The 21,776-nt window shown below is 70.5% G+C and carries 18 protein-coding genes and 1 pseudogene; 7 read left to right on the top strand and 12 right to left on the bottom strand.

Annotated elements, in window-relative coordinates; genetic code table 11:
- Positions 1 to 149 (top strand): annotated as a pseudogene (locus ACW9TB_RS35030) (sugar phosphate isomerase/epimerase); the annotation flags it as partial.
- A gap of 81 nt (positions 150 to 230) precedes the next feature.
- Here ACW9TB_RS35030 and ACW9TB_RS35025 read toward each other — a convergent pair.
- The 3 genes from ACW9TB_RS35025 to ACW9TB_RS35015 are packed head-to-tail and all read right to left on the bottom strand — an operon-like array spanning position 231 to position 1,996.
- Positions 231 to 1,316, bottom strand: coding sequence for an alcohol dehydrogenase catalytic domain-containing protein (locus ACW9TB_RS35025; RefSeq protein ID WP_472752405.1), 1,086 nt, complete (start codon positions 1,314 to 1,316; stop codon positions 231 to 233).
- An 11-nt stretch (positions 1,317 to 1,327) separates the two neighbouring features.
- Positions 1,328 to 1,522, bottom strand: a complete 195-nt coding sequence (locus ACW9TB_RS35020; protein WP_472752404.1) for a ferredoxin — start codon at positions 1,520 to 1,522, stop codon at positions 1,328 to 1,330.
- Positions 1,523 to 1,531: 9 nt separating this feature from the next.
- The gene (locus ACW9TB_RS35015) at positions 1,532 to 1,996 is read right to left on the bottom strand and encodes a pyridoxamine 5'-phosphate oxidase family protein (RefSeq protein WP_472752403.1); all 465 of its coding nucleotides are present in this window, start codon (positions 1,994 to 1,996) and stop codon (positions 1,532 to 1,534) included.
- Between the two features lie 76 nt (positions 1,997 to 2,072).
- On the opposite strand from ACW9TB_RS35015, the gene ACW9TB_RS35010 reads away from it, so the two are divergent.
- Positions 2,073 to 2,720 carry a class I SAM-dependent methyltransferase gene (locus ACW9TB_RS35010; protein WP_472752402.1) on the top strand — a complete coding sequence of 216 codons (648 nt, stop codon included), beginning with the start codon at positions 2,073 to 2,075 and terminating at the stop codon, positions 2,718 to 2,720.
- Here ACW9TB_RS35010 and ACW9TB_RS35005 read toward each other — a convergent pair.
- From ACW9TB_RS35005 to ACW9TB_RS34980, 6 genes are all read right to left on the bottom strand, one after another.
- The gene (locus ACW9TB_RS35005; RefSeq protein WP_472752401.1) at positions 2,656 to 3,681 is read right to left on the bottom strand and encodes an enediyne biosynthesis protein UnbU; all 1,026 of its coding nucleotides are present in this window, start codon (positions 3,679 to 3,681) and stop codon (positions 2,656 to 2,658) included. The two genes, ACW9TB_RS35010 and ACW9TB_RS35005, sit on opposite strands and share 65 nt — an antisense overlap.
- A complete protein-coding gene (locus ACW9TB_RS35000; RefSeq protein WP_472752400.1) occupies positions 3,678 to 5,606 on the bottom strand; it encodes a CRTAC1 family protein in 1,929 nt (642 codons plus the stop codon). The genes ACW9TB_RS35005 and ACW9TB_RS35000 overlap by 4 nt, the downstream gene beginning before the upstream one ends.
- 21 nt (positions 5,607 to 5,627) lie before the next feature.
- Positions 5,628 to 6,548, bottom strand: coding sequence for a DUF1702 family protein (locus tag ACW9TB_RS34995; RefSeq protein WP_472752399.1), 921 nt, complete (start codon positions 6,546 to 6,548; stop codon positions 5,628 to 5,630).
- Positions 6,549 to 7,016: 468 nt separating this feature from the next.
- Positions 7,017 to 8,057, bottom strand: coding sequence for a prenyltransferase (locus ACW9TB_RS34990; protein ID WP_472752407.1), 1,041 nt, complete (start codon positions 8,055 to 8,057; stop codon positions 7,017 to 7,019).
- A gap of 41 nt (positions 8,058 to 8,098) precedes the next feature.
- Positions 8,099 to 8,812: a class I SAM-dependent methyltransferase gene (locus ACW9TB_RS34985; RefSeq protein ID WP_472752398.1), complete on the bottom strand. Its 714-nt coding sequence runs from the start codon at positions 8,810 to 8,812 to the stop codon at positions 8,099 to 8,101.
- A 40-nt stretch (positions 8,813 to 8,852) separates the two neighbouring features.
- Positions 8,853 to 10,097 (bottom strand): glycosyltransferase family 4 protein, encoded by a 1,245-nt coding sequence (locus tag ACW9TB_RS34980; RefSeq protein ID WP_472752397.1) that lies wholly within the window; start codon positions 10,095 to 10,097, stop codon positions 8,853 to 8,855.
- Positions 10,098 to 10,388: 291 nt separating this feature from the next.
- On the opposite strand from ACW9TB_RS34980, the gene ACW9TB_RS34975 reads away from it, so the two are divergent.
- Positions 10,389 to 11,417: a GDP-mannose 4,6-dehydratase gene (locus ACW9TB_RS34975; protein ID WP_472752396.1), complete on the top strand. Its 1,029-nt coding sequence runs from the start codon at positions 10,389 to 10,391 to the stop codon at positions 11,415 to 11,417.
- 279 nt (positions 11,418 to 11,696) lie between these two features.
- On the top strand, positions 11,697 to 12,896 hold the full coding sequence (locus tag ACW9TB_RS34970) for a macrolide family glycosyltransferase (protein ID WP_472752395.1): 1,200 nt from the start codon (positions 11,697 to 11,699) through the stop codon (positions 12,894 to 12,896).
- Here ACW9TB_RS34970 and ACW9TB_RS34965 read toward each other — a convergent pair.
- The 3 genes from ACW9TB_RS34965 to ACW9TB_RS34955 form a co-directional block, all read right to left on the bottom strand.
- Complete coding sequence (locus tag ACW9TB_RS34965; RefSeq protein WP_472752394.1) at positions 12,893 to 13,339, bottom strand: DNA-binding protein; 447 nt, start codon at positions 13,337 to 13,339, stop codon at positions 12,893 to 12,895. The two genes, ACW9TB_RS34970 and ACW9TB_RS34965, sit on opposite strands and share 4 nt — an antisense overlap.
- Positions 13,340 to 13,504: 165 nt before the next feature.
- Positions 13,505 to 14,710 (bottom strand): cytochrome P450, encoded by a 1,206-nt coding sequence (locus tag ACW9TB_RS34960; protein ID WP_472752393.1) that lies wholly within the window; start codon positions 14,708 to 14,710, stop codon positions 13,505 to 13,507.
- Between the two features lie 362 nt (positions 14,711 to 15,072).
- The gene (locus tag ACW9TB_RS34955) at positions 15,073 to 18,291 is read right to left on the bottom strand and encodes a glycosyl hydrolase family 95 catalytic domain-containing protein (protein ID WP_472752392.1); all 3,219 of its coding nucleotides are present in this window, start codon (positions 18,289 to 18,291) and stop codon (positions 15,073 to 15,075) included.
- 467 nt (positions 18,292 to 18,758) lie between these two features.
- Here ACW9TB_RS34955 and ACW9TB_RS34950 point away from each other — a divergent pair, with 467 nt between their 5' ends.
- The 3 genes from ACW9TB_RS34950 to ACW9TB_RS34940 are packed head-to-tail and all read left to right on the top strand — an operon-like array spanning position 18,759 to position 21,734.
- Positions 18,759 to 19,604: a fumarylacetoacetate hydrolase family protein gene (locus ACW9TB_RS34950; protein WP_472752391.1), complete on the top strand. Its 846-nt coding sequence runs from the start codon at positions 18,759 to 18,761 to the stop codon at positions 19,602 to 19,604.
- Positions 19,601 to 20,995, top strand: a complete 1,395-nt coding sequence (locus ACW9TB_RS34945; protein ID WP_472752390.1) for an L-fuconate dehydratase — start codon at positions 19,601 to 19,603, stop codon at positions 20,993 to 20,995. The genes ACW9TB_RS34950 and ACW9TB_RS34945 overlap by 4 nt, the downstream gene beginning before the upstream one ends.
- Positions 20,988 to 21,734 (top strand): SDR family NAD(P)-dependent oxidoreductase, encoded by a 747-nt coding sequence (locus ACW9TB_RS34940; protein ID WP_472752389.1) that lies wholly within the window; start codon positions 20,988 to 20,990, stop codon positions 21,732 to 21,734. Before ACW9TB_RS34945 ends, ACW9TB_RS34940 begins: the two co-directional genes overlap by 8 nt.
- Positions 21,735 to 21,776 lie beyond the last annotated feature (42 nt).

Below are 21,776 nucleotides of genomic sequence, written 5' to 3'. Positions count from 1 at the left end.
TCGGCTACAACGGCCCCATCTCCATCGAGTGGGAGGACGCCGGAATGGACCGCCTGGACGGCGCCCCCGACGCCCTGGCCGTCATCCGCAAGCTCAACGCCATCACCCCGCCCTCCACCGCCTTCGACGCCGCCTTCTCCTCGGAGTGAGACTTCCGGGCCGAGGCGCGTGGTGATACGGCCGGGCCGCCCCGCTCAGGTGGGCGGCCCGGTGTCCGGCGCGTACCGGTCTCAGTCCAGGACGACGATCTGGCGCAGGACCTCGCCGCCCCTGAGCGCCGCCACGGCGTCGTTGAGGTCGGCCAGCTTGATGCGGGAGCTGATCATGCTCTCCAGGTCAAGCTTGCCCGCCTTGTAGAGCCCGGCGAAGAACGGGAAGTCGCGCCGGACGTCCGAGCCGCCGTACAGCGAGCTGAGGATGTTCTTGCCCTCGAACAGCAGGTTGAAGGCGCTCAGCGGGACGTTGTCGTCCATCGCGCCCGCGCCCACCACGATCGTGTCGCCACCCCGGCGGGTCGCCTGCCAGGCCGTCATGATGGCGGCGGACTTGCCGACGGCCTCGAAGCCGTAGTCGAACCCGGCGCCGCCGGTGAGCGTGCCGACCGCGTCCATGAGCTGGTCCGGGGTGATGGCGTGGGTCGCGCCGACCTTCTTGGCGAGGGCGTGCTTGGACTCCAGGGGGTCGATCGCCAGGATCGTGGTGGCGCCGGAGATGCGGGCCCCCTGGATCACCGACAGGCCGATGCCGCCCGCGCCGACCACGGCGACGGTCGAGCCCGCCCTCACCTTGGCCGTGTTCAGCGCCGCGCCGACGCCGGTGGTGATCCCGCAGCCGATCAGGGCCGCCGCCTCGAACGGCACGTCGGGATCGACCTTGATCGCGCCCTGCCAGGGCACGACGATCTCCTCGGACCAGGTGCCGCACCCGGCCATGCCGAACGCCGGGGTGTCGCCGCCGTAGCGGAAGCGGGCGTTGACGAAGCTGTCCATCACGTACGTCATGCACAGGAACGGCTGGTTGACCAGGCAGTTCGCGCAGCTGCCGCAGGCCGGGGTCCAGTTGACGATGACGTGGTCGCCGGGTTGTACCGAGGTCACGTGGTCGCCGACCTCGACGACCTCTCCCGCGCCCTCGTGGCCGGGGATGACAGGCAGGGGCATGGGCAGCACACCGCTGATCACCGACAGGTCCGAGTGGCAGACGCCGGTGGCCCTGATCTTGACGCGGACGTCCGCCGGGCCCACCGGCGCGAGGGTGAGGTCGTCGCGGATGTCGAGCTTGTCGTCACCGACGGCATGCAGAAGCGCACCACGCATGGGGGGTCCTCCTAGTTCTCCTCAAGGGAGAGTGCGGCTTTGGGACAGGACCGGACCGCGTGCCGGACGCGGTCCATCATCTCCGGCGGCGGCTCAGGCAGCAGCACGTGCAGCTGGTCGTCGTCGTCGAGCTCGAAGACCTCCGGGGCGAGTCCCATGCAGATCGCATTGGCCTCGCAGACCAGATAGTCGACGTTGATTTTCATACGGGCCTCCTAACCGGGAATGGCGAGCTTACGGTGATCCCAGGAGATCACTCGACTCGGCTCGACCACGAAGGCGACCCTCTTACGGCCGGTGTAGGTCACATACTCCGTGAGTGACTCCTCCGCGTCGGGCATCCCGGCCATCCGTCCGGCCACGTTCATGCCGACGCCGAGGATGCCCTCGGGGTCGTCGATCCTCCGGGCCACCCCGTACACCAGGACGCCGCGCAGGTCGAAGTATTCGTCCCCGGCCTCGATCAGGCAGCTCACCCGGGCGTCACGCTGGAGGTTGAGTGTCTTCTGCGCCTTGCCGTAGGTCCAGAACGAGATCTTGCCCTCGGTCAGCCCGTAGAACATCGTCACCAGGTGCGGTGTCCCGTCCGGATTGATCGTGCCGAGTTGCAGCTTCCGCGACTCGCCGACGAAAGCCGTCACCTCGTCGTCGGACATCACGATGCGGGCGCGCTGGTTCACGGTGCAAAGTAGAACACGTTCCACAAGGCCGGGCAAGGGCATTCGGAATGTTGTTCGGTCTCGGTAGTCTGCTGCGATGAGCATCGCCACCATGCCGGCCGACCTGCTGTACGTCGCCCAGCGCGCCAAGGGTTTCATGCCACATCAGGAGGGAATCGCGCTGTTCGAGACCGCCGCCGGGTACGGCCCGCGCGGCCCGATCTGCGAGATCGGCAGCTACTGCGGGAAGTCCGCCGTCTACCTCGGGGCGGGGGCCCGGCAGGCCGGGTCCGTCGTCTTCACCGTGGACCACCACCGGGGCTCCGAGGAGATCCAGCCGGGCTGGGCCCACCACGACCCCACGATGATGGACCTCCGCTTCGGCAAGATGGACTCGCTGCCCACCTTCCGTACCACCATCGCCTCCGCCGGTCTGGAGGACGAGGTCGTCGCGATCGTCGGCAGGTCCGAGCGCGTCGCCGCGCTGTGGAACACCCCGCTGGCGATGCTCTTCATCGACGGCGGCCACTCCGAGGATCCGGTGACCCAGGACTACGAGGGGTGGGCCCCGCACGTCATGCAGGGCGGCGCCCTGGCCTTCCACGACATCTACCCCGACCCGGCCAAGGGCGGGCAGGCCCCGTACCGCGTCTACCAGCGGGCCCTCGCCTCCGGCGCGTTCAAGGAGGTCCGGCAGGAGGGCTCGCTGCGGGTGCTCGAACGGGTCGGTCCCGGCATCGGCTGACCTCCCCGTACGGCGCGTCCGCCACCGCGGGCGCGCGGAGGCGGGCGCGGAGGGCCGTGCGGAGACCCCGGCCCGCGCCGACGATCACCAGGGCGAAGAACAGCCCGAAGACGACATGGAACTGGACCAGCAGCCCGTAGACCGCCGCCGTGGCCAGGCCGAACACGACCTGGTCACGCGGCCTGACGGGGGACGTGGCCGGGTCGACGAGCACGTATCCGGTGTAGAGGGCGAAGGCCGTCCCGGTCATCGGCAGCAGGGCGCTCACCGTCGACACGTCGGTCAGCCCGCCCCTGACCAGCGCCTGAAGGGCGAACCCGCCCGTCCAGCCCAGGACCAGCGGCAATCTCCCCGCGAGCCTGGCGTTCACCGTCGTTCCCCACGCCAGCACGGCGAGCGGCACGAGCAGGTCGAACGGCCCCGACACCCACGCGGTGAACTGGTACGCCGGAGCGAGGCCGACCCACGGGAACAGCAGCAGCACGGCGACGACCCCGAAGGCCGCCGGGTTCAGGTCCGGCCTCCCCGGCACGTCCCCGGCGCTCCGTCCCTTCCGCACCGTCTCCGGTGTCTCCCGCGCCTTCGGGACTCGCGGCGTCTCCGGTGCCGTCACGCGGAGGACGTACGTGCTTCCGACGCCGACGAGGACGGCGAACGCGACCGGCATCAGGTGGCCGTTGCCGTACAGCAGCATCGCGCAGAGCAGGCCGCAGACGTAGGACGGCAGGAAGAAGCCGACGACCCGCTCGCGGGGCACCCCGAGGTAGCGGACCGGGCGCCGCCGCGACCACGCCTCCACGGTCTCCAGCGCGAACTCGGCGGTCACGCCGGTGAGCACGCCGACCACCGGCGCCAGGCGGGACTGCTCGAACCCGAGCACGGTGTGCCCGAGCACGGTGAGCAGGGTGAGCGACCCCGCCAGCCGCCGGAACGCCTTCTCTCGCCTCCGGTCGGCGTTCACGGCCGCCGGATCTCCGAGGCGCGGCCGTCGGCCAGCAGGATCCGGTGCCAGCCGGGCTCCAGGGACACCGACGCGGTACGGGCGCCGCCGCAGGCGTCCCGCCAGGAGATCTCGACGGGGACGGCAGGGTCCGGCAGGCCGTCGCCCAGGCCGAACAGCAGCTCGGGCGCGGAGACGCCGTTGTGGCCGTTGGCGGGGTAGAGCTGCCTGACGCGGGTGATCCCGCCGGGCAGGCGCACCGTGGCGACGGCCCCGATGGCGGGCCGCGTCGGCCGGTGCCGCTCCTCGCGTGTCACGGGGGCCGTGCCGCAGGCGCCCGCCGGGAGGCGGAGCCGCAGGCCCACGAACGGGGCCGTCGGGCCGTGGTTGCTGTAGAGGACCGACGCGGACCACTGGTTGGCGACCGCGAAGTCCAGCCGCCCGTCGTCGTCGACGTCGCCCACGGCGAAGGCCCTGCTGACCGCGCCCTCGCCGCTGCCCTCGCTGTCGCCGCCGACCCCGGCCCGCCGCGCCACGTCCACGTAGCGACCGTCAGGACCCCTGGTGAAGAAGGTGTTGGTGTCACGGCCCGACAGGTCGTCCCCGGCCCTCAGGTCCGGCCACAGCGAGGGGCGGGAGAGGAACAGGTCGTTGGCCGACGCCGCCTCCTGCGCCTGCGCCCACCGGTCGACCTCACCCCTGACGAACCCGGTCGCGTGCATGATCTCATCGGTGCCGTCGTTGTCGAAGTCGGCGGCCTTGACGTCCCAGGACCAGCCGCTGCGGGCCAGCCCCAGCTCCTCGCCGAGGTCGTCGTACGGCGCGTGACCCCCGTGGAGCCCGCCGGGCCGTGACACGAAGGCGAAGTTGCCCTCGTGCAGCGCGTAGTCCTCGGTGAGGTTGCTCACCAGGATGTCCGGCCTGCCGTCGGCGTTGAGGTCGGTGAAGGCCACCCCCATCCCCTTGAACGCGTCGCGGCCGACGACCCGGGAGGAGGGAGTCGCCAGGTGCCGGGTGCCCCGGGCCTCGGTGAACCGGATCCTGCCGGGCGCCGACTCGTTGACCAGCAGCTGGTCGGGGCCGAAGTCGTTGGCCACGTACAGCTCTGGCCGCCCGTCGCCGTCCAGGTCCTGGGTGCCCAGCGCGAGGGTCCAGCCCCTGCCTTCGACCTCGTCGAACGCCCCCTCGGCCTCGGCGAACAGCGCGGGTCCCGTCGCCCGGTAGAGCCGGTCGCCACCCCCGTTGGCGGCGGCGGACGGCGAGTCGGGCATCACGGCGTCGCCGTGGTCGGCGGCGCCCAGCACTTTCACACCGTCGGGGAAGTAGTTGCCGAAGACCAGGTCGAGGCGGCCGTCACCGTCGAAGTCACCGGCCGTGGCGGCGCTGGTGTTCCAGATCTCAGGTTCGGCGGTGAGCGCGCGGTGGCGGAAGGCCGCACCGGACGGGGGCGCCCCGGGCACGCGCAGGAACAGGGAGGGGGAGCGGCCCCAGTAGTAGACGACCAGGTCCTCCCAGCCGTCCTGGTCGAGATCGGCGGGCAGGCACCCCGTCGGCGCCTCGTACCGCCTGCGCTCAGGGGGGACCAGCGTGAACGGCCGGTAGCCGCGGGAGGTGCCCGGCGCGGGCCTGACGGTCACCGTGTCGCCGCGGGGATCGACCAGGCACAGGTCGTCGGCGACGACCCCGCCGTCCACGTCGAACAGGGCCACCCCGGCGCCCAGCGCCGACACCCGGCTCCCGAGGTTCGCGTACCCCGGCGCGACCGGCCGCAGGACGCGGTCACCGGCCCGCGCGGGCGGGCCCAGCGGCCTCGCGTGGAAGGAGAAGTCGGCGGACGCCTCCACGGCCGAGGTGTCCGGCAGGGCGGTCAGCCTCCACCCGGCGGTGGCGGCCACCAGGGCCAGGACTCCCGCCGCGTACCTGCGAACCCCCGGCACCGTTCCCACCGCCCCTCCGAATCGTGGTTGTCATGAGTCGCGGTCGCGCCGTGCCCAGGACTTCCGGATCCCCGCCCGCCAGGCCTGGTAGTGGTCGCCGCTGTGCGCGTGGTGGCCCAGCGCGACGAGCGCGATCTCGGTCCAGCCCGCCGCCTCGTCCACCTCGGCCCCGCACAGCACGGGGGCGGCGGCGACGGTGTGCTCGGGGACGACCGTCGAGATCAGCCGGGAGGCGCAGGCGAGGGCGCAGCCCTGGGCGATGTGGGCGCGGAAGCCGTCCTCGGCCGCCGCCGAGGCCAGCCGCCCCAGGTCCGCGACGCTCGCGCCCCCGGTGTACGTGGCGGCGAGACCCACCCCGCTCCACAGGTCGGCGCGGCGCCCCGAGGGAAACTCGGCGACGCGCAGCGCGACGTCGTCCACCCCCGCGCACTCGTGGAACCAGAGCATCCGCCCCAGCCCCTGGTCGAAGATCGCCCGTCGCGTCCGGTCCATGAGCCCGGCCGTACGCTGGCGTCCCACCGTGCGGTCGGAGGAGAGGAAGCCCTGGTGGAAGCCGAAGCCGTCGTGGGCCAGCCAGCGCAGCAGCGGGTGCACCGAGCGGACGCCCCACATCGGCCGCAGCCGCATGCGGGCGTACGCCCGGCCGGTGCCCATGTGGATGAGGTGCGGGTAGCGCACGCCCTGCCCGCTCAGCAGCTCCCCGACCCGGCGCCCGCCGGTGAGGGTGAGCACGTCGAGTGTGGCGCAGGCCATGCCCGCGCCCTCGTACGCGAAGCCGCGCAGGTCCTCGCGGAGGTCGTCGATCCGCCCGGTCTCCCCGGCGACCACCGCGTTGAAGCCGTCCGTGAACGCCGCTCCCGCGCCCTCCAGCAGCTCGCGCGCCGGTCCCAGCCGGAACCGTCGTACCCCGAACCCCATCTGGGCCGGGTCCTGCCACAGTAGCCGGGTCACGCCTCGCGGCCTGGAGGGTGCGGGGGACACCCGCGGGTTGGGGGGCTCGGGTGGGTGCGGGGGTTCGGGGTGGGGCGGAGCGGTCGAGGAGTCCGGCAGGTCCGGCGAGTCCGGAAGGTCCGGTGGGTCCGGAAGGTCGGGAAGAGGGGAGGGGGGCGGGAGGTCCGGGGGGTCCGGCGGATCGGGAGGTGCTGGAGGATTCGCCTCGGCGTCGTCGCTCTGAGCCACCGTCCGAGTGCCCTCCGCGTTACTCACGGACCCGAAGGTAGTGAGCCGCGTCCAGCCCTTCAAGTACCGCGTTTCTGATTCCGTGCAAAGAAAACGCCGGAGGCCGCCTCGTACCGACCGGCGCCGTGACCCGGGAACGCGGTGCGCGGGACCGGAAGCGGGAGGTCGGCTCCTGGAGCGGGCGTGACCGCGACACCGAGATCCCGCCGTCCCGATGTCCTGGAGAGAGCGTCCGGGAGGTCAGCTCCTGGAGCGGGCGTGGCTGCAGCCGCAGGCGGCGGTGGGCCGGTCGGTCACGTACCCGCCCGCGTCGCGGAAGATGCCCGAGGCGGGCGTGTGCCCGGCCAGCGCGTCGGCGGCGAGCACGACCGCGGCCGCAGTGTAGGCCGAGCGCTCGTGCGGGAAGTGCTTCTCGTTCACGAACTGCCAGCCGGTCCAGTACGAGCCGTCCTCGTGCCGGAGGTGCTGCATGTCCGAGAAGAGCTTCCGCGCCCGCTCCCGGTCGCCCAGGGCGTCGAGGGTCAGGACCAGCTCGCACGTCTCGGCGCCGGTCACCCACGGCTGGTCGGAGACGCAGCGGATGCCGAGGTCCGGCTCCACGAACGTGTCCCACTCCTCGGCCAGCCGCGCCTCCGCGGCCGGGCCGCGCACCGCGCCGCCCAGGATCGGGTAGTACCAGTCCATCGAGAAGCGGCTCTTGTCGGCGAACGCCTCGGGGTGGGCGGCCAGCACGTGGCCGAGCTGGTCGGCGGCCAGCTCCCAGTCGGGCTGCGGGTCGCCCAGGTGCTCGCCGAGCAGCACGCCGCAGCGCAGGCCCTGGTGGACGGAGGCGCAGCCGGTCAGCAGGGCGTACCCTGCGGGCTCCCCGTCGGCCGCGCGCTCCCAGACGATCTCACCCCGGGTGGTCTGCAGGCCGACCACGAAGTCCAGCGCGGCCCGGACGACCGGCCACATCCGCCGGGCGAAGTCCTCGTCCCCGGTCACCAGCAGCTCGTGCCAGACGCCGACCGCGACGTACGCGGCGTGGTTGGACTCCCCGCCCTGCTCGACGGCCTCGCCCCCGGCCAGCTTCATCGGCCAGGAGCCGTCGGGCCGCTGCGTGCGGACCAGCCAGTCGTACCCCCGGCGGACCGGGCCGGTGAGCCCCGCCACGCTCATCGCCATCAGGCACTCGACGTGGTTCCAGGCGTCCACGTGCCCCTCGGGCCACGGGACGCCGCCGTCGGGCTCCTGCACCGCCGCGATGCTCCGCGCGGTCTGGACGACCTGTTCCCACTTCATCTCCCGCCCCGTGGAGCCGCTCACCGCTTCTCCTCCAGAGGTCACGCGGGCTTCCGGACGTAGAGCACCACGCTCTTGCCGATGAGGGGGTTGAGCACGGCCTCGGCGATCCTGGTGGCGGCGGGACGCTTCATGATGTCCCAGACCAGCAGCTCGTGGTACGCCTTGGCCAGCGGGTGGTCGTCGTTGCCGACGCCGACCGCGCACTTGATCCACCAGTACGGCGCGTGCAGGCCGTGGGCGTGGTGGTGCGGGCCGATGGTGAAGCCCGTCGACTTGAGCTTCGCGCTCAGCTCGGCCAGCGTGTAGATGCGGACGTGCCCGCCGGGAGCGGTGTGGTACGCCTCGTCGAGTGCCCAGCAGATCCGTTCCGGCAGGAAGCTCGGCACGGTGACGGCCGCCCGGCCGCCCGGCTTGAGCACCCGGAAGATCTCGCGCATCGCGGCCATGTCGTCGGGGATGTGCTCCAGCACCTCGGCCGCGATCACCCGGTCGAAGCTGCCGTCCTCGAACGGCATGTCGAGCGCGTCGCCCGTCACGGTCTCCGCCGTCGCCTCGGGCGGCACCTCCCCGGCCTTGTCCATCGCGGCGAACATGCTCGCCACGCCCTCCAGCTCCCTGGCGTCCATGTCGAAGGCCACCACGTCGGCGCCGCGCCGCAGCACCTCGAAGGCATGCCGTCCGCCGCCACAGCCCAGGTCCAGGACCCGGGTCCCCGGTCCCACGGGCAGCCGGTCGAAGTCGACAGTCAGCACTCGCCGCTCCTCTTCACAGGTGGTCGTTCGGGGGTGTCACTCACTTCGCGCGGCGGGCCTGGATGGCCTCGTGGTAGGCCTCCACGGTTCGCCTGGCGACGACGTTCCAGGTGAAGCGCTCCATGACCCGGTCGTAGCCCTTCCGGCCCACCGCCGCCCGCTCCTCGGGGGAGTCGTGCAGGCGGCGCAGCGCCGCGGCCAACTCCTCGGGGTCGCCGGGGGCCACCTGTACGGCGGCGTCGCCGACGACCTCGGGCAGCGCCCCGGTGCGGCTGGCGACCAGCGGGGTGCCGCAGGCCATGTGCTCGACCGCCGGGAGCGAGAAGCCCTCGTACAGGGAGGGGACGACGGAGATCTCCGAGGTGGCGATCAGCTCGCCCAGCTCGGTGTCGGAGATGCCGTGGACGAACCTGACCCGGTCGTGCAGCGCCAGCTCGGAGACGAGCTTCTCGGTCGGGCCGCCGGGGGTGGGCCTGCTGACCACGGTCAGGTTCACGTCGCGTTCGGTGGCGAGCTTGGCCACGGCCCGCAGCAGCGTCGCGACGCCCTTCATCGGGGAGTCGGCGCTGGCCACCGCGACGATGGAACCGGGCCGCTTGGGCATCTCCGGGCGCGGGTGGAAGTAGCGGGTGTCGACGCCCAGCGGGATGAGCCGCATGTTCTTCTGCGGCACGTTGAAGTCGCGGTGGATGTCGGCGAGGGACGACTCGCTGACGGTCAGGATCGGGCTGAGCCTCGGCGCGACCTTGGCCTGCATGCGCACGAAGCCGTACCAGCGCCGCATCGGGAGCTTCTTGCGCGGCGTCGCGGCCTTCAGCTCGATGCGGCGGTCCACGCTGATCGGGTGGTGGATGGTCCCGACCACGGGGAACAGCTTCTGGATGCCGAGCACGCCGTAGCCGAGGGTCTGGTTGTCCTGCACGACGTCGAAGTCGCCGACGCGCTTCTTCAGCTCGCGGTACGCCCGCAGGCTGAAGGTGAGCGGCTCGGGGAATCCCGCGGTCCACATGGTGCCGACTTCGAGCCAGTCGATCCAGTCGCGGTACTCGTGGAGCTTGGGGGTGCGAAAGGGGTCCTCGTCGCGGTACAGGTCCAGGCTGGGGATCTTGGTGAGGACGACGCCCTCGTCGAGCTCCGGGTAGGGCTGGCCGGAGAAGACCTCCACGCTGTGCCCGAGGGCGACCAGCTCGCGGCTGAGATGACGCAGGTAGACGCCCTGCCCGCCGCAGGTCGGTTTGCTGCGGTACGACAGCAGCGCGACCCGCAGTGATTCAGCACCCGGCACGGCAACCCCCTTCTCAACCTGCCCGAAAAGGGGACAGGTACCGTGAAAGATGACCTTAGTCCTCGGACCCTACCATTCGTGAGTCTTGTTGCACCTGATGTGGAATTGTTCCTAGATCGTGCTTCACGGGGTGCGAACTGGGAAGTTAGCCTTACCGAGCGTGATTCGGTGTAACGCGTTCTAGGTGTGCCGCGGGGTAATGGTGCCTGCTGGGGGGTGTGAGGGTACATTCGCCATCAAACGGCACAAGACCAGGCATAGGTCGCCGCCCCCGCAAGCGAGGAGGACGCGTTGGCCAGACGCGCGCTGATCACCGGTATCACCGGGCAGGACGGTTCCTATCTGGCCGAGTGCCTGCTCGGTCAGGGCTACGAGGTCTCCGGCCTCGCCCGAGGGCAGGCCAACCCTCGGGTCTCGCGGCTCCGCAAGCTCCTCCAGGACGTCCAGCTCGTCCGGGGCGACCTGCTCGACCAGGGCTCGCTGATCTCCGCCGTCGAGAAGGTCCAGCCCGACGAGGTCTACAACCTGGGCGCCATCTCGTTCGTCCCCATGTCGTGGGAACAGGCCGAGCTCACCGCCGAGGTGACCGGTATGGGCGTGCTGCGCATGCTTGAGGCCATCCGGGTCTGCTCCGGCATCTCCTCCTCGCGCACGGTGGCCGGATCGGACCAGATCCGCTTCTACCAGGCCTCCTCCTCGGAGATGTTCGGCCAGGTCCGCGAGACCCCGCAGACCGAGATCACCCCCTTCCACCCCCGCTCGCCGTACGGCGTGGCCAAGGCGTACGGGCACTTCCTGACGCAGAACTACCGCGAGTCGTACGGCATGTACGCGGTGTCGGGGATCCTGTTCAACCACGAGTCCCCGCGCAGGGGGGCCGAGTTCGTCACCAGGAAGGTGACGCTCGGCGTGGCCAGGATCAAGCTCGGCCTCGCCTCCGAGCTGCGCCTGGGCAACATGGAGGCGCGCCGCGACTGGGGGTTCGCCGGAGACTACGTCCGCGCGATGCACCTGATGCTCCAGGCGGAGACGCCGGAGGACTACGTGATCGGCACCGGCCGCACCCACACCGTCCGCGACCTCGTGGAGGCCGCCTTCACCGCCGCCGGGCTCGACTGGGAGCGGTACGTCGTCATCGACCAGACCCTGCACCGCCCGGCCGAGGTCGACCTGCTCTGCGCCGACCCGAAGAAGGCCCGCGTCCAGCTCGGCTGGGAGCCCACGGTCGCCTTCGAGGAGCTCGTGGCGATGATGGTCGAGTCGGACGTCAAGCTGCTCTCCGAGGGCGGCGACCCCGACCAGGACTCCTCCTGGCCCTGAGCCCTGGTCCTGAGTCCCGGTCCCGGAACGGCCTGAGGGCTCCGGGCGGCCCATCCCTCACTCACTAGACGAGTTGGACGAGTTAGACGAGCCGTAGCGTCTCGTCTTGACGTCGTGCGCGTCAGGGGGGATGCTTGGACCTGTTGGCGAGACGAGACGTCTCGTCGTTCGCGAAGGTCTCCGCTGGATCCCGACGGGTCCGACAGGCTCAGCGAATCCGGCACACCTTGCGGATCTGACAGATCTGACAGGCTCGACACGTTCGACAGAGGAGAAACCATGTCCCGCCGCGCGCACATCGCGATGGTCAGCATCCCCGCGCCGGGTCACGTGAACCCGAGCATCGAGGTGATCAGGGAGCTGGTGGCGCGAGGCCACCGGGTGACCTACGCCAACGACCCCTCCTTCGCCGAGGTGATCACCGGCACCGGGGCCGAGCTCGTCCCGTACACCTCGACCCTGCCCATGGGCGACACCGCCGAGTGGCCGGAGGACACGGTCGCCCAGCTCGACGTCTTCCTCGGCGACGCGATCTCGATGCTGCCGCAGCTCAGGGCCGCGTACGAGAACGACCGGCCCGACCTCTTCCTGTATGACATCGGCGGCTACACCGCCCGGGTGCTCGCGGAGAACTGGGACATCCCCCTGTTGCAGCTCTCACCGGCCTACGTGGCCTGGGAGGGCTACCGGGAGGACATGGCGCCGATGATCGAGGAGTTGAAGAAGGCGCCGGGCGGGGCCGAGCACTACCGGCGGTTCGAGCAGTGGCTGCGCGACAACGGCGTCCACGGCATCGACTCCCACGACTTCGGGGGGCGCCCGCCACGGGCACTGGCGCTCATCCCGAAGGTCATGCAGCCCAACGCCGACCGGGTCGACCCCGCCCGGATCACCTTCACCGGGCCCTGCTTCGCCACCCGCCCCCACCAGGAGCCCTGGACCCGCCCCGAGGGCGCGGAGAAGGTGCTGCTCGTCTCCCTGGGGTCGGCCTTCACCAACCTGCCGGGCTTCTACCGCTCCTGCCTGGCCGCCTTCGGCGACCTGCCCGGCTGGCACGTCGTCCTCCAGATCGGGAAGTTCGTGGACCGGGAGGAACTGGGCGTGATCCCCGCCAACGTGGAGGTGCACTCCTGGGTGTCGCAGCTCTCGATCCTGGAGCGGGCCGACGCGTTCGTCACCCACGCGGGCATGGGCGGCAGCCAGGAGGGCCTGTACTGCGGCGTCCCGATGATCGCCGTCCCGCAGGCCGCCGACCAGTTCGGCAACGCCGACAGGATCGTGGAACTCGGGGTCGGGCGCCGGATCGACACCGAGGAGGCCACCCCCGAGGCGCTGCGCGCCGCCCTGCTCGACCTCACCTCCGACCCGGAGGTGACGGCGCGGCTGGCGAAGCTCCAGGAGGAGGTCCGGGGCGAGGGCGGCACCGTCCGCGCGGCCGACCTGATCGAGGGGATGCTGGGAACCGGCGCCGGTTCCTAGGTCTGCTGGGACAGGCCGGTGGTACGGCCCGCCAGGCGCTCGTAACGCTGCTTGGCGGCCTGGGGGGTGGCGAGACCGAGGCCGAACGCGATCTCCTGCCAGGTGAGGCCGCGCCCCCGCGCCATGAGGAGGAGCGACGCCTCAAGCTCGTCCATCTCCGCGCGGGCCCGGGGAAGCAGGGTGAGGGCGGCGGTGATGTCGGCGTGGTCCACCTCCGGCTCGTCCTCCTTCCGGTGGGCGGCGCCGCTCAGGAGGAACGTCACGAGCCTGACGGCCTCGTGGAATCCGAGGATCGTGGGGTGGACCTGCCGGAGGCGCTGCGCCTCGTCGGTGGCGTGGCGCTCGGCGATGCGCGTGAGGGAGACGTATTCGCGGTGCGCCCGGGTCAGGCCGGGGTCGGGAGGCGTGAAGGGGTCGGATGCTTCGTCATGTTGAGCGGGCATGCGACCAGGATGGCCTGACGAACAGTCTGTTGTCAATGTTTTGAGTTCAACAGAATGTTTAAACAGTGGACAGGGGAGGAGTCCGCCCGGTTTCCCCGGCACCGGTTTCTCCCGCACCACCGATACCGGGAAGGCCACGCGTGGCCTTCCCGGTATCGGTGGGTCTCAGGCGACGGAGACCGGCAGGTCCTTGATGCCGTTGATGAAGTTGGAGCGCAGGCGGCGGGCCTCACCGGCCTGCTCCAGGCCGGGCAGCCGCTCGGCCAGCACCTCGAACAGGACGCGCAGCTCCAGCTTGGCGAGATGGTTGCCCAGGCAGAAGTGGGCCCCGCCGCCGCCGAAGCCGATGTGCGGGTTGGGGTCGCGGCCGATGTCGAAGGTGCCGGGGTCGGCGAACACGTCCTCGTCCCGGTTGGCGGAGCTGTAGAAGATCACGATCTTGTCGTCCTCCTTGACCTCCTGCCCGCCGATCGTCGTGTCGGCGGTGGCCGTACGCCGGAAGAGGTTCACCGGGGCGACCCAGCGGACGATCTCGTCGGCGGCGGTGCGGGCCAGGGTGCGGTCGGCGACCAGGCGCCGCCACTGCTCGGGGTTCTCGAAGAAGGCGAGCATGCCGCCCGAGGCCGCGTTGCGGGTGGTCTCGTTGCCCGCCACCACGAGCAGCAGCACGAACAGGTCGAACTCCTCCTCGGTGAGGGTCTCCCCGGCGGCGTCGGGCATGATCAGCTTGGTGACGATGTCCTGGCGGGGCTGCGCGCGCCGCTCGGCCGCCAGGGCGTTGGCGTAGGCGTAGACCTCCATGGCCGCGTTCGTGCCCTCTTCCGGGTCGGCCGCGTAGTCCGGGTCCTCGGCCCCGATCATCTGGTTGGACCAGTTGAAGATCTTGTCGCGGTCCTCGACGGGGGCGCCGAGCAGCTCGCAGATCACGTACAGCGGCAGCGGGGCGGCGATGTCCCTGACGAAGTCGACCGAGCCCCGCCCCTTGGCCTCGTCTACCAGTTCGTGGCAGATGTCGCGGATGTGCTCCTCCAGGGCGCCCATCATGCGCGGGGTGAAGCCCCGGTTGACCAGGGAGCGCCGCCGGGTGTGGTCCGGCGGGTCCTGGTTGAGCATCATCATCCGCTGGAGGGCCACCTGGTCCTCGGGCACCTCGTTGAAGAGCGCGAGCTTCCTGCTCGACGAGAACAGGTCGGAACGGCGGGAGACCTGCACCACGTCGGCGTGCTTTGTGACCGCCCAGAAGCCCGGCCAGCCCCGCTCGGCGTCGCCCGGGTGCGCGTAGACCGGCGCGTTCGCCCGTAGCCAGGCCAGCTGATCGTAAGGCGCGCCGTTCCGCCAATAGAAGTCCTGGTCGACCAGATCGATATCCATTGGTCCTCCTGCGAACCGGGTCGGCGTTCTCGTGACGCGGCTCATTGTCGGTGCGGCCTGGGGTGCGGTCAGCCGCGTACCCTACCCGTTCGCGGGGAATTGGGGGCGAACGCGGCGATCGCGGGGCCTTACGGTGTTCCCGCCTCCCGCCCGGGGGGCGCTGGGTGACCAGGCGTTCGGCGGTTCCTCTTACTGAAACGTGTTCTATTACGGGATGGGTGCCTCGTCAAGTTGACGTCCCGCACACGGCCGCACACGGTCACACACGGCCGCGAGGCCCGGGAAGCGTGTGCTTCCCGGGCCTCGCGGGGTGAATCAGAGGTGGTTCCCGTACGGGAACCGGAGATGGATCGCGTACCGGATCAGAACGCGATGTCGCGCCAGGTGCCCACCTCCGCGGCGGTGAGGGCCTTCGGCAGGATGGCCATCCGGTCGACCGCGCCGGTCAGGCGCTGGCCGCCGTCCTGGTCGGCGGCGAAGCGCAGCGGCCGGGCGGTGCAGCCGGTGATGCCGTCGGTGGTGGCGTTGCCGCCGCCGACCCGGACGCCGTCGACGTAGGTGTTGATCGCGCCGTTGCGGCCCATGGTGACGACGAGGTCGATGTAGCGGCCGGTCGGGATCGCCCCGCTCAGCCCCACGTTCTGCCCGGCGCCGATGAAGCGCAGGGTGTTGGAGGGGGTGAGGTCGATGATGATCCCGTCGGTGCCGGGGTTGCCGCCCGGCTGGGAGTCGAAGAGCCTCCGGTAGCCGGTCCCCCCGATCTTGACCTCGGCCGCGAACGTCGCCTCGGGCATGTAGCCCAGCAGCGTGCTCGCCGTGGAGAGGTAGGTCGAGCCGTTCAGGACCAGCCCGCTGCCGCTCGGGGCGGTGGCGTCGTAGGTCGCCGTACCGACGACGTTGGCGTTCCTGCCGCTGCCCGAGCTGTCGGTCACGGTCGTGCCCGACGTCGGGTCCCAGGCGACGACGGCCCTGTCGGTCGGCGGGGTGACGCACGGGTTGAGGCCGATGGCGGCAGAACTGCCCGCCTTCCAGCCGTCGCCCGAGAGTTCCGCCGCGACCCGAGCGGACCTGGTCCCGTTCGCGGGGCCGACGGCCACGGAGAACGAGAAGGTCTTCGGGCTGCCCGGCGAGACGGCGGGCACCTGGATCGACGCGGCGGGAGTGGCGGTCCAGCCCTGCGGCAGGGCGAGGGCCAGCGTGCCGGCGGGCACCTCCTCCGTACCGGGCGCGGTGACGGTGACGGTGACCGGGATCGACTCGCCGGCGCCCGCGATCACGGGTGCGGTGATCTTGACGGTCACCCCGTTGACGATCGTGTAGGACTCCCCGTCCTTGGCGTCGATCATGATGGTGTCACCGTCGCGGGGCGGGTTGATCTTCTTGCCGCTCTCGTCCTCGACGTGGTAGCGGCCACCGATCATGGCGGCGCGGATCCTGAGGGGACCGGTCGCCCCGGCGTGCACGGTGACCCTGTCGGCGTTGCCGTCCTTCCACGAGGCGTCCACGGTCGCGTCGCCCCGGGCGCGCAGGCCGGTGACCGAGCCGTTGGACCAGGCCGACGGCAGCGCGGGCAGGACGTGGATCGTGTCGTGCTGGCTCTGCAGCAGCATCTCGGCCATGCCGGAGGTCGCGCCGAAGTTGCCGTCGATCTGGAACGGCGGGTGGGTGTCCCACAGGTTGTCCAGCGTGGAGCTCTTGAGCTGCTCGCTGAGCATCTTGTGCGAGTGGTCGCCGTCCAGCAGGCGGGCCCAGAAGTTGATCTTCCACGCCTTGCTCCAGCCGGTGCCGCCGTCGCCGCGCGCGGTGAGCGAGATCTTGGCCGCCTCGGCCTCCGGGGTACCGGCCGTGATCTGCCGTCCGGGGTGCAGGCCGAAGAGGTGGGAGACGTGCCGGTGGTCGTTGCGCGGGTTGTCCAGGTCCGCCTTCCACTCCTGGAGCTGTCCCCAGGAACCGATCCGGATGCCCGGGTCGAGCTTGTCCAGCGCGGCCTGCAGCTCGGCCTGGAAGGGCTTGTCGTTCTTCAGGTCCTTCGCCGCCTCCAGGGTGTTGGTCAGCAGGTCGTAGACGATCTGCTGGGACATCGAGGCGCCCGCCGTGAAGTCGCCCTGCTCGGGGGAGTAGCTGGGGGAGACCACGAGCTTGCCGTCACGCGGGTCGGTGTAGAGGGTGTCCAGCCAGAACTCGGCCGCGCCCTTCATCGCCGGGTACGCGGTCTTGCGCAGGTACTTGTCGCTGCCGCTGAAGCGGTAGTGGTCGTACATCTGCTGGGTGAGCCACGCCGCCGCGTCGGGGAACCAGAACGAGCTGGCCCAGTTGTGCACGCCGGTGAAGCCGAACGGGTTGGTCTCGTTGTGCACCACCCAGCCTCGGGCCCCGAACATCTCCTGCGCGGTCTTCTGGCCGGGGGCGATCATCGACTGGATGTAGCGGTCGTAGGGCTCGGTCGTCTCGGCGAGGTTGGTCTGCTCGGCGAGCCAGTAGTTCATCTGCAGGTTGATGTTGACGTGGTAGTCGGCCGACCAGGGCGGGTTGGTGGAGTTGTTCCACACGCCCTGGAGGTTGGCCGGGAGCGATCCCTCCCTGGAGGAGGCGATCAGCAGGTAGCGGCCGTAGTTGAAGAACAACGCCTCCAGCGCCCGGTCGTCGGTCGAGGCGCCGCCGGTGTACGCCGCGCGCAGCCTGTCGGTCGGGATGGCCGGAGCCTTCTGCCCGAGGTCGAGCTTGACCCGGTCGAACAGGTTCCGGTAGTCGGTCAGGTGCTTGGACTTGAGCCCCTCGTACGACCTGCCGGCGGCCGCGTCGACCGCCGAGGTCACCTTGGCGTGCGGGTCCACGGTCCGGTAGGCCGGGTAGACGTCGGAGTAGTCGGTGCCCGCGGACAGCACGAACATCGCGCTGTTGGCGCCCGTGACGGTCACCCTGTCGGTGCCGTCGGTGCGGGTGCCGCCCTGGGTGATCACCTGGACCTGCGACTCGAACTTCATGCCGTTGTCGGCGAGCGTGCCCTTGACGGTGATGCGGCCCTTGGAAACCGAGACCTGCTTGTCGTTGCGCGGGGAGGAGGTGCGCATCGTGAAGGAGACCTTGCCGCCCTTGTCGGCGGAGATCCGGCCGACGACGACGTTGCTGGGGTGGCTGGCGAAGTACTCGCGGGAGTAGGTCACCCCGTCCGAGGTGTAGCCGACCTTGGCGACCGCGTCGCGCAGGTTCAGCTCCCGGCGGTAGCCGGTGGCGGTGCCCGCGGGGATCTCGGGCATGTCCAGCCACAGGTCGCCGAAGGTCTGGTAGGAGCCGAAGCCGCTCTTGGGCTGCCCGAGCTTGGCCGCCACCGCCTCGGGGGACATCTTGCCGTCACGGTCGATCTGTGCCCTGACCTCGGCGATCGCGTTCGGCCGGGGAGTTCTCCAGTTGCCGAAGTCGTAGTTGTTCGCGCCGGGGCCGCCGGTCCACAGCGACTTCTCGTTGAACTGGATCTGCTCGCTGTTGACACCGCCGAACACCATCGCGCCCAGCGCGCCGTTGCCGATCGGCAGCGCCTGGGTCTCCCAGTCGGTGGCCGGTTTGTCATACCAGAGTGTCAAATCATCGGGTGTATCTAGCTGTGTCATGTTTGTTGACAGCTCGGCGTTAGCGGAACTCTGGCCGTATAACCCGGTGGCGAGGGTGAGGATGGCGAGGAGGGCGACGCCTAGACGTCGTCGTGGGGGGCGGGGCAACGGATTCCTCCGATCACAGGGCGGGACTGTTTCAAGGAGATAGCACCGAAATTCCGCCGTAACAAGTCTCGTCCTCCGATGTTTATCGACGTTTGATCACTTTTGTGCCTCTCACCACCGCGAACGCCCTAGATGATCTCCGTTTCCGTCCGCGCGGGGAAATCCGATGACTGGAGGTCAAAATTGGGAAACGATCCGGTATAACCCCTGCCAGCTGCGGTTTCTCCTCGATAACGGATCGGACGTATCGGCCTGTGAGGGGTTGACACCGGGGTTCGGCGTCGTTCAGCATCACGAGACAAGACATCCGATGTATCAACGAAGGGTGCGGTGTGAAGCTGCTGCGAGTGGGACCCGTCGGCCAGGAGCGACCGGCCGTCCTGGACGGGGCCGGTAACCTCCGCGAAATCTCGGAAGCCGAGATCGACGGGGCTTTCTTCGCTTCCGGGGGAGTGGCTCGTGTCCGAGAGGCTCTGGAGCGGGACGAGCTTCCCGTGCTGGACGCCGAGGGGCTGCGGATCGGCGCCCCGATCGCGCGGCCGGGGAAGATCGTGTGCGTCGGCCTCAACTACCGCGACCACGCGGAGGAGACGAACGCCGCCATCCCGGCCGAGCCGATCATCTTCATGAAGGCCCCCAACACGGTCGTCGGACCCAACGACGAGGTGCTCATCCCCAGGGAGAGCGTGAAGACCGACTGGGAGGTCGAACTGGCCGTCGTCATCGGCGAGACGGCCCGCTACGTCGAGACGCACGAGGAGGCACTGTCCAAGATCGCGGGCTACGCCATCTCCAACGACGTCTCCGAGCGCGAGTTCCAGCTGGAGCGCGGCGGCCAGTGGGACAAGGGCAAGTCCTGCGAGACCTTCAACCCGCTCGGCCCCTGGCTGGTCACCGCCGACGAGATCGCGGACCCGCAGGCCCTGGGCCTGCGCCTGTGGGTGGACGGCACGCAGTTCCAGAACGGCAGCACCAAGAACATGATTTTCACCGTGGCGGAGGTCGTCCGCTACCTCAGCCGGTTCATGGTCCTCGAACCCGGTGACCTGATCAACACCGGCACGCCCGCGGGCGTCGCGCTCGGCCTGCCCGACCATCCGTACCTGCGGGCCGGGCAGATCGTGGAGCTGGAGATCGACGGACTCGGGAGCCAGCGACAGACCGTGGGGCAGGCATGAGCGACAGGATCGACACCCGCGAGGACGCGCCGGACGAGGCCGTCGTGGCCGAGGTAGCGGAGGTGGCGGAGGTGGCCGAGGGAGCCCTGGCGGGGGTGGGCGCGTACCGCATCACCGCGATGGAGACCCACGACATCCGCTTCCCCACCTCGCTGGAGCTCGACGGCTCCGACGCGATGAACCCCGACCCCGACTACTCGGCCGCCTACCTGGTGCTGCGGACCGACGACGGGTTCGAGGGCCACGGCTTCGCCTTCACCATCGGGCGCGGCAACGAGGTGCAGACCGCCGCGATCAGGGCCCTGGAGCCGTACGTGCTCGGCAGGGACGTCGAGGACATGGGCACCCTCTGGAAGGACATGGTTCACGACTCCCAGCTGCGCTGGCTCGGCCCGGAGAAGGGCGTCATGCACATGGCGATCTCCGCCGTGGTCAACGCGCTCTGGGACCTCAAGGCCAAGCGGGCGGGCAAGCCGCTCTGGCTGCTGCTGGGCGAGATGTCCCCCGAGGAGCTCGTCGCGCTGGTCGACTTCCGCTACCTCACCGACGCGCTCACCCCGGAGGAGGCGCTGGAGATCCTGCGCGCCGCCGAGCCCGGCAGGCGCGAGCGCGTGGCCCACCTGCGCGAGCACGGCTACCCGGCCTACACGACCTCCCCCGGATGGCTCGGCTACGGCGACGACAAGCTCCGCCGCCTGTGCAAGGAGGCGATGGACGAGGGCTTCACCCAGATCAAGCTGAAGGTCGGCGCCGACCTGGAGGACGACAGGCGGCGGATGCGCATCGCCCGCGAGACCTGCGGCGAGGACTTCCCCATCGCGATCGACGCCAACCAGCGCTGGGACGTCGACTCCGCCATCGCCTGGGTGAACGCCCTCGCGGAGTTCCGCCCGCACTGGGTGGAGGAGCCGACCAGCCCCGACGACGTCCTCGGCCACGCAGCCATCGCCAGGGGCATCGCGCCCATCCCGGTGGCCACCGGCGAGCACGTCCAGAACCGCATGGTCTTCAAGCAGCTCCTCCAGGCCGGCGCGATCTCCTACCTGCAGATCGACGCGGCCCGCGTCGCGGGCGTGAACGAGAACGTCGCGATCCTGCTGCTCGCCGCCAAGTTCGGCGTCCCGGTCTGCCCGCACGCGGGCGGGGTCGGCCTGTGCGAGCTGGTGCAGCACCTGTCGATGTTCGACTACGTCGCGGTCAGCGGCTCGCTGGAGGGCAAGGTGATCGAGTACGTCGACCACCTCCACGAGCACTTCGTCGACCCGGTGGTGATAGAGAAGGGCGCCTACGTCGCGCCGAGCCGGCCCGGCTTCGGAGCGGCCATGCACGCCGCCTCGATCATCGACTACACCTACCCCGACGGCCCGGTATGGAGGTCCCTCAATGGGTGAGCTCGACGGCCTGCGCGCCCTGGTCACCGGGGGCGGATCCGGCATCGGCCTGGCCACCGCCACCCTGCTGGCCGAGCGGGGCGCGAAGGTCGCCTCCCTCGACATCAACGCCTCCGGCGGCCCGTTCGTCGAGGTCAAGGCGGACGTCACCGACGAGGAGGCGGTCCGCGTGGCCGTCGCCCAGGCCGTCGAGCAGCTCGGCGGCCTGGACATCCTTGTCAACAACGCCGGGATCGGTGCCTCTGGCACTATCGAGGACAATCCATACGAGGAGTGGTCCCGGGTCCTGGACGTCAACGTCCTGGGCATCGTCCGGGTCACCCGGGCGAGCCTGCCGTACCTGCGCCGCTCGGCGCACGCCGCGATCGTCAACACCTGCTCGATCGCGGCGACGGCGGGACTGCCCCAGCGGGCGCTCTACAGCGCGTCCAAGGGGGCCATCCAGTCGCTGACCCTGGCGATGGCGGCCGACCACATCCGCGAGGGAATCCGGGTCAACTGCGTCAACCCGGGCACCGCCGACACCCCCTGGGTGCAGCGTCTGCTCGACGCGGCCGAGGACCCGGCGGCCGAGCGGGCGGCCCTGGAGGCCCGTCAGCCGACGGGCCGCCTGGTCAGCGCCCCGGAGGTCGCCGCGGCGATCGCCTACCTCGCGAGCCCGCTCGCGGGGGCGACCACCGGCACGGCCCTGGCCGTGGACGGCGGGATGCAGGGACTCAGGCTCCGGCCGAGGTCATGACCATCCCGGCCGCGGCCCGGACCCGGGACGGGGCACGAGAGC

Source organism: Streptosporangium sp. H13245 (assembly GCF_055690525.1).
Note: the sequence above shows the minus strand (reverse complement) of the source record. Positions and strands in the feature narration are given on the sequence as shown.

What these genes read in the sequence shown, in the direction of transcription:
- ACW9TB_RS35025 (WP_472752405.1), bottom strand. Translation starts at nt 1,316, where the DNA reads ATGCGTGGTGCGCTTCTGCATGCCGTCGGTGACGACAAGCTCGACATC.
- ACW9TB_RS35020 (WP_472752404.1), bottom strand. Translation starts at nt 1,522, where the DNA reads ATGAAAATCAACGTCGACTATCTGGTCTGCGAGGCCAATGCGATCTGC.
- ACW9TB_RS35010 (WP_472752402.1), top strand. Translation starts at nt 2,073, where the DNA reads ATGAGCATCGCCACCATGCCGGCCGACCTGCTGTACGTCGCCCAGCGC.
- ACW9TB_RS34990 (WP_472752407.1), bottom strand. Translation starts at nt 8,057, where the DNA reads ATGAAGTGGGAACAGGTCGTCCAGACCGCGCGGAGCATCGCGGCGGTG.
- ACW9TB_RS34970 (WP_472752395.1), top strand. Translation starts at nt 11,697, where the DNA reads ATGTCCCGCCGCGCGCACATCGCGATGGTCAGCATCCCCGCGCCGGGT.
- ACW9TB_RS34965 (WP_472752394.1), bottom strand. Translation starts at nt 13,339, where the DNA reads ATGCCCGCTCAACATGACGAAGCATCCGACCCCTTCACGCCTCCCGAC.
- ACW9TB_RS34960 (WP_472752393.1), bottom strand. Translation starts at nt 14,710, where the DNA reads ATGGATATCGATCTGGTCGACCAGGACTTCTATTGGCGGAACGGCGCG.
- ACW9TB_RS34945 (WP_472752390.1), top strand. Translation starts at nt 19,601, where the DNA reads ATGAGCGACAGGATCGACACCCGCGAGGACGCGCCGGACGAGGCCGTC.
- ACW9TB_RS34940 (WP_472752389.1), top strand. Translation starts at nt 20,988, where the DNA reads ATGGGTGAGCTCGACGGCCTGCGCGCCCTGGTCACCGGGGGCGGATCC.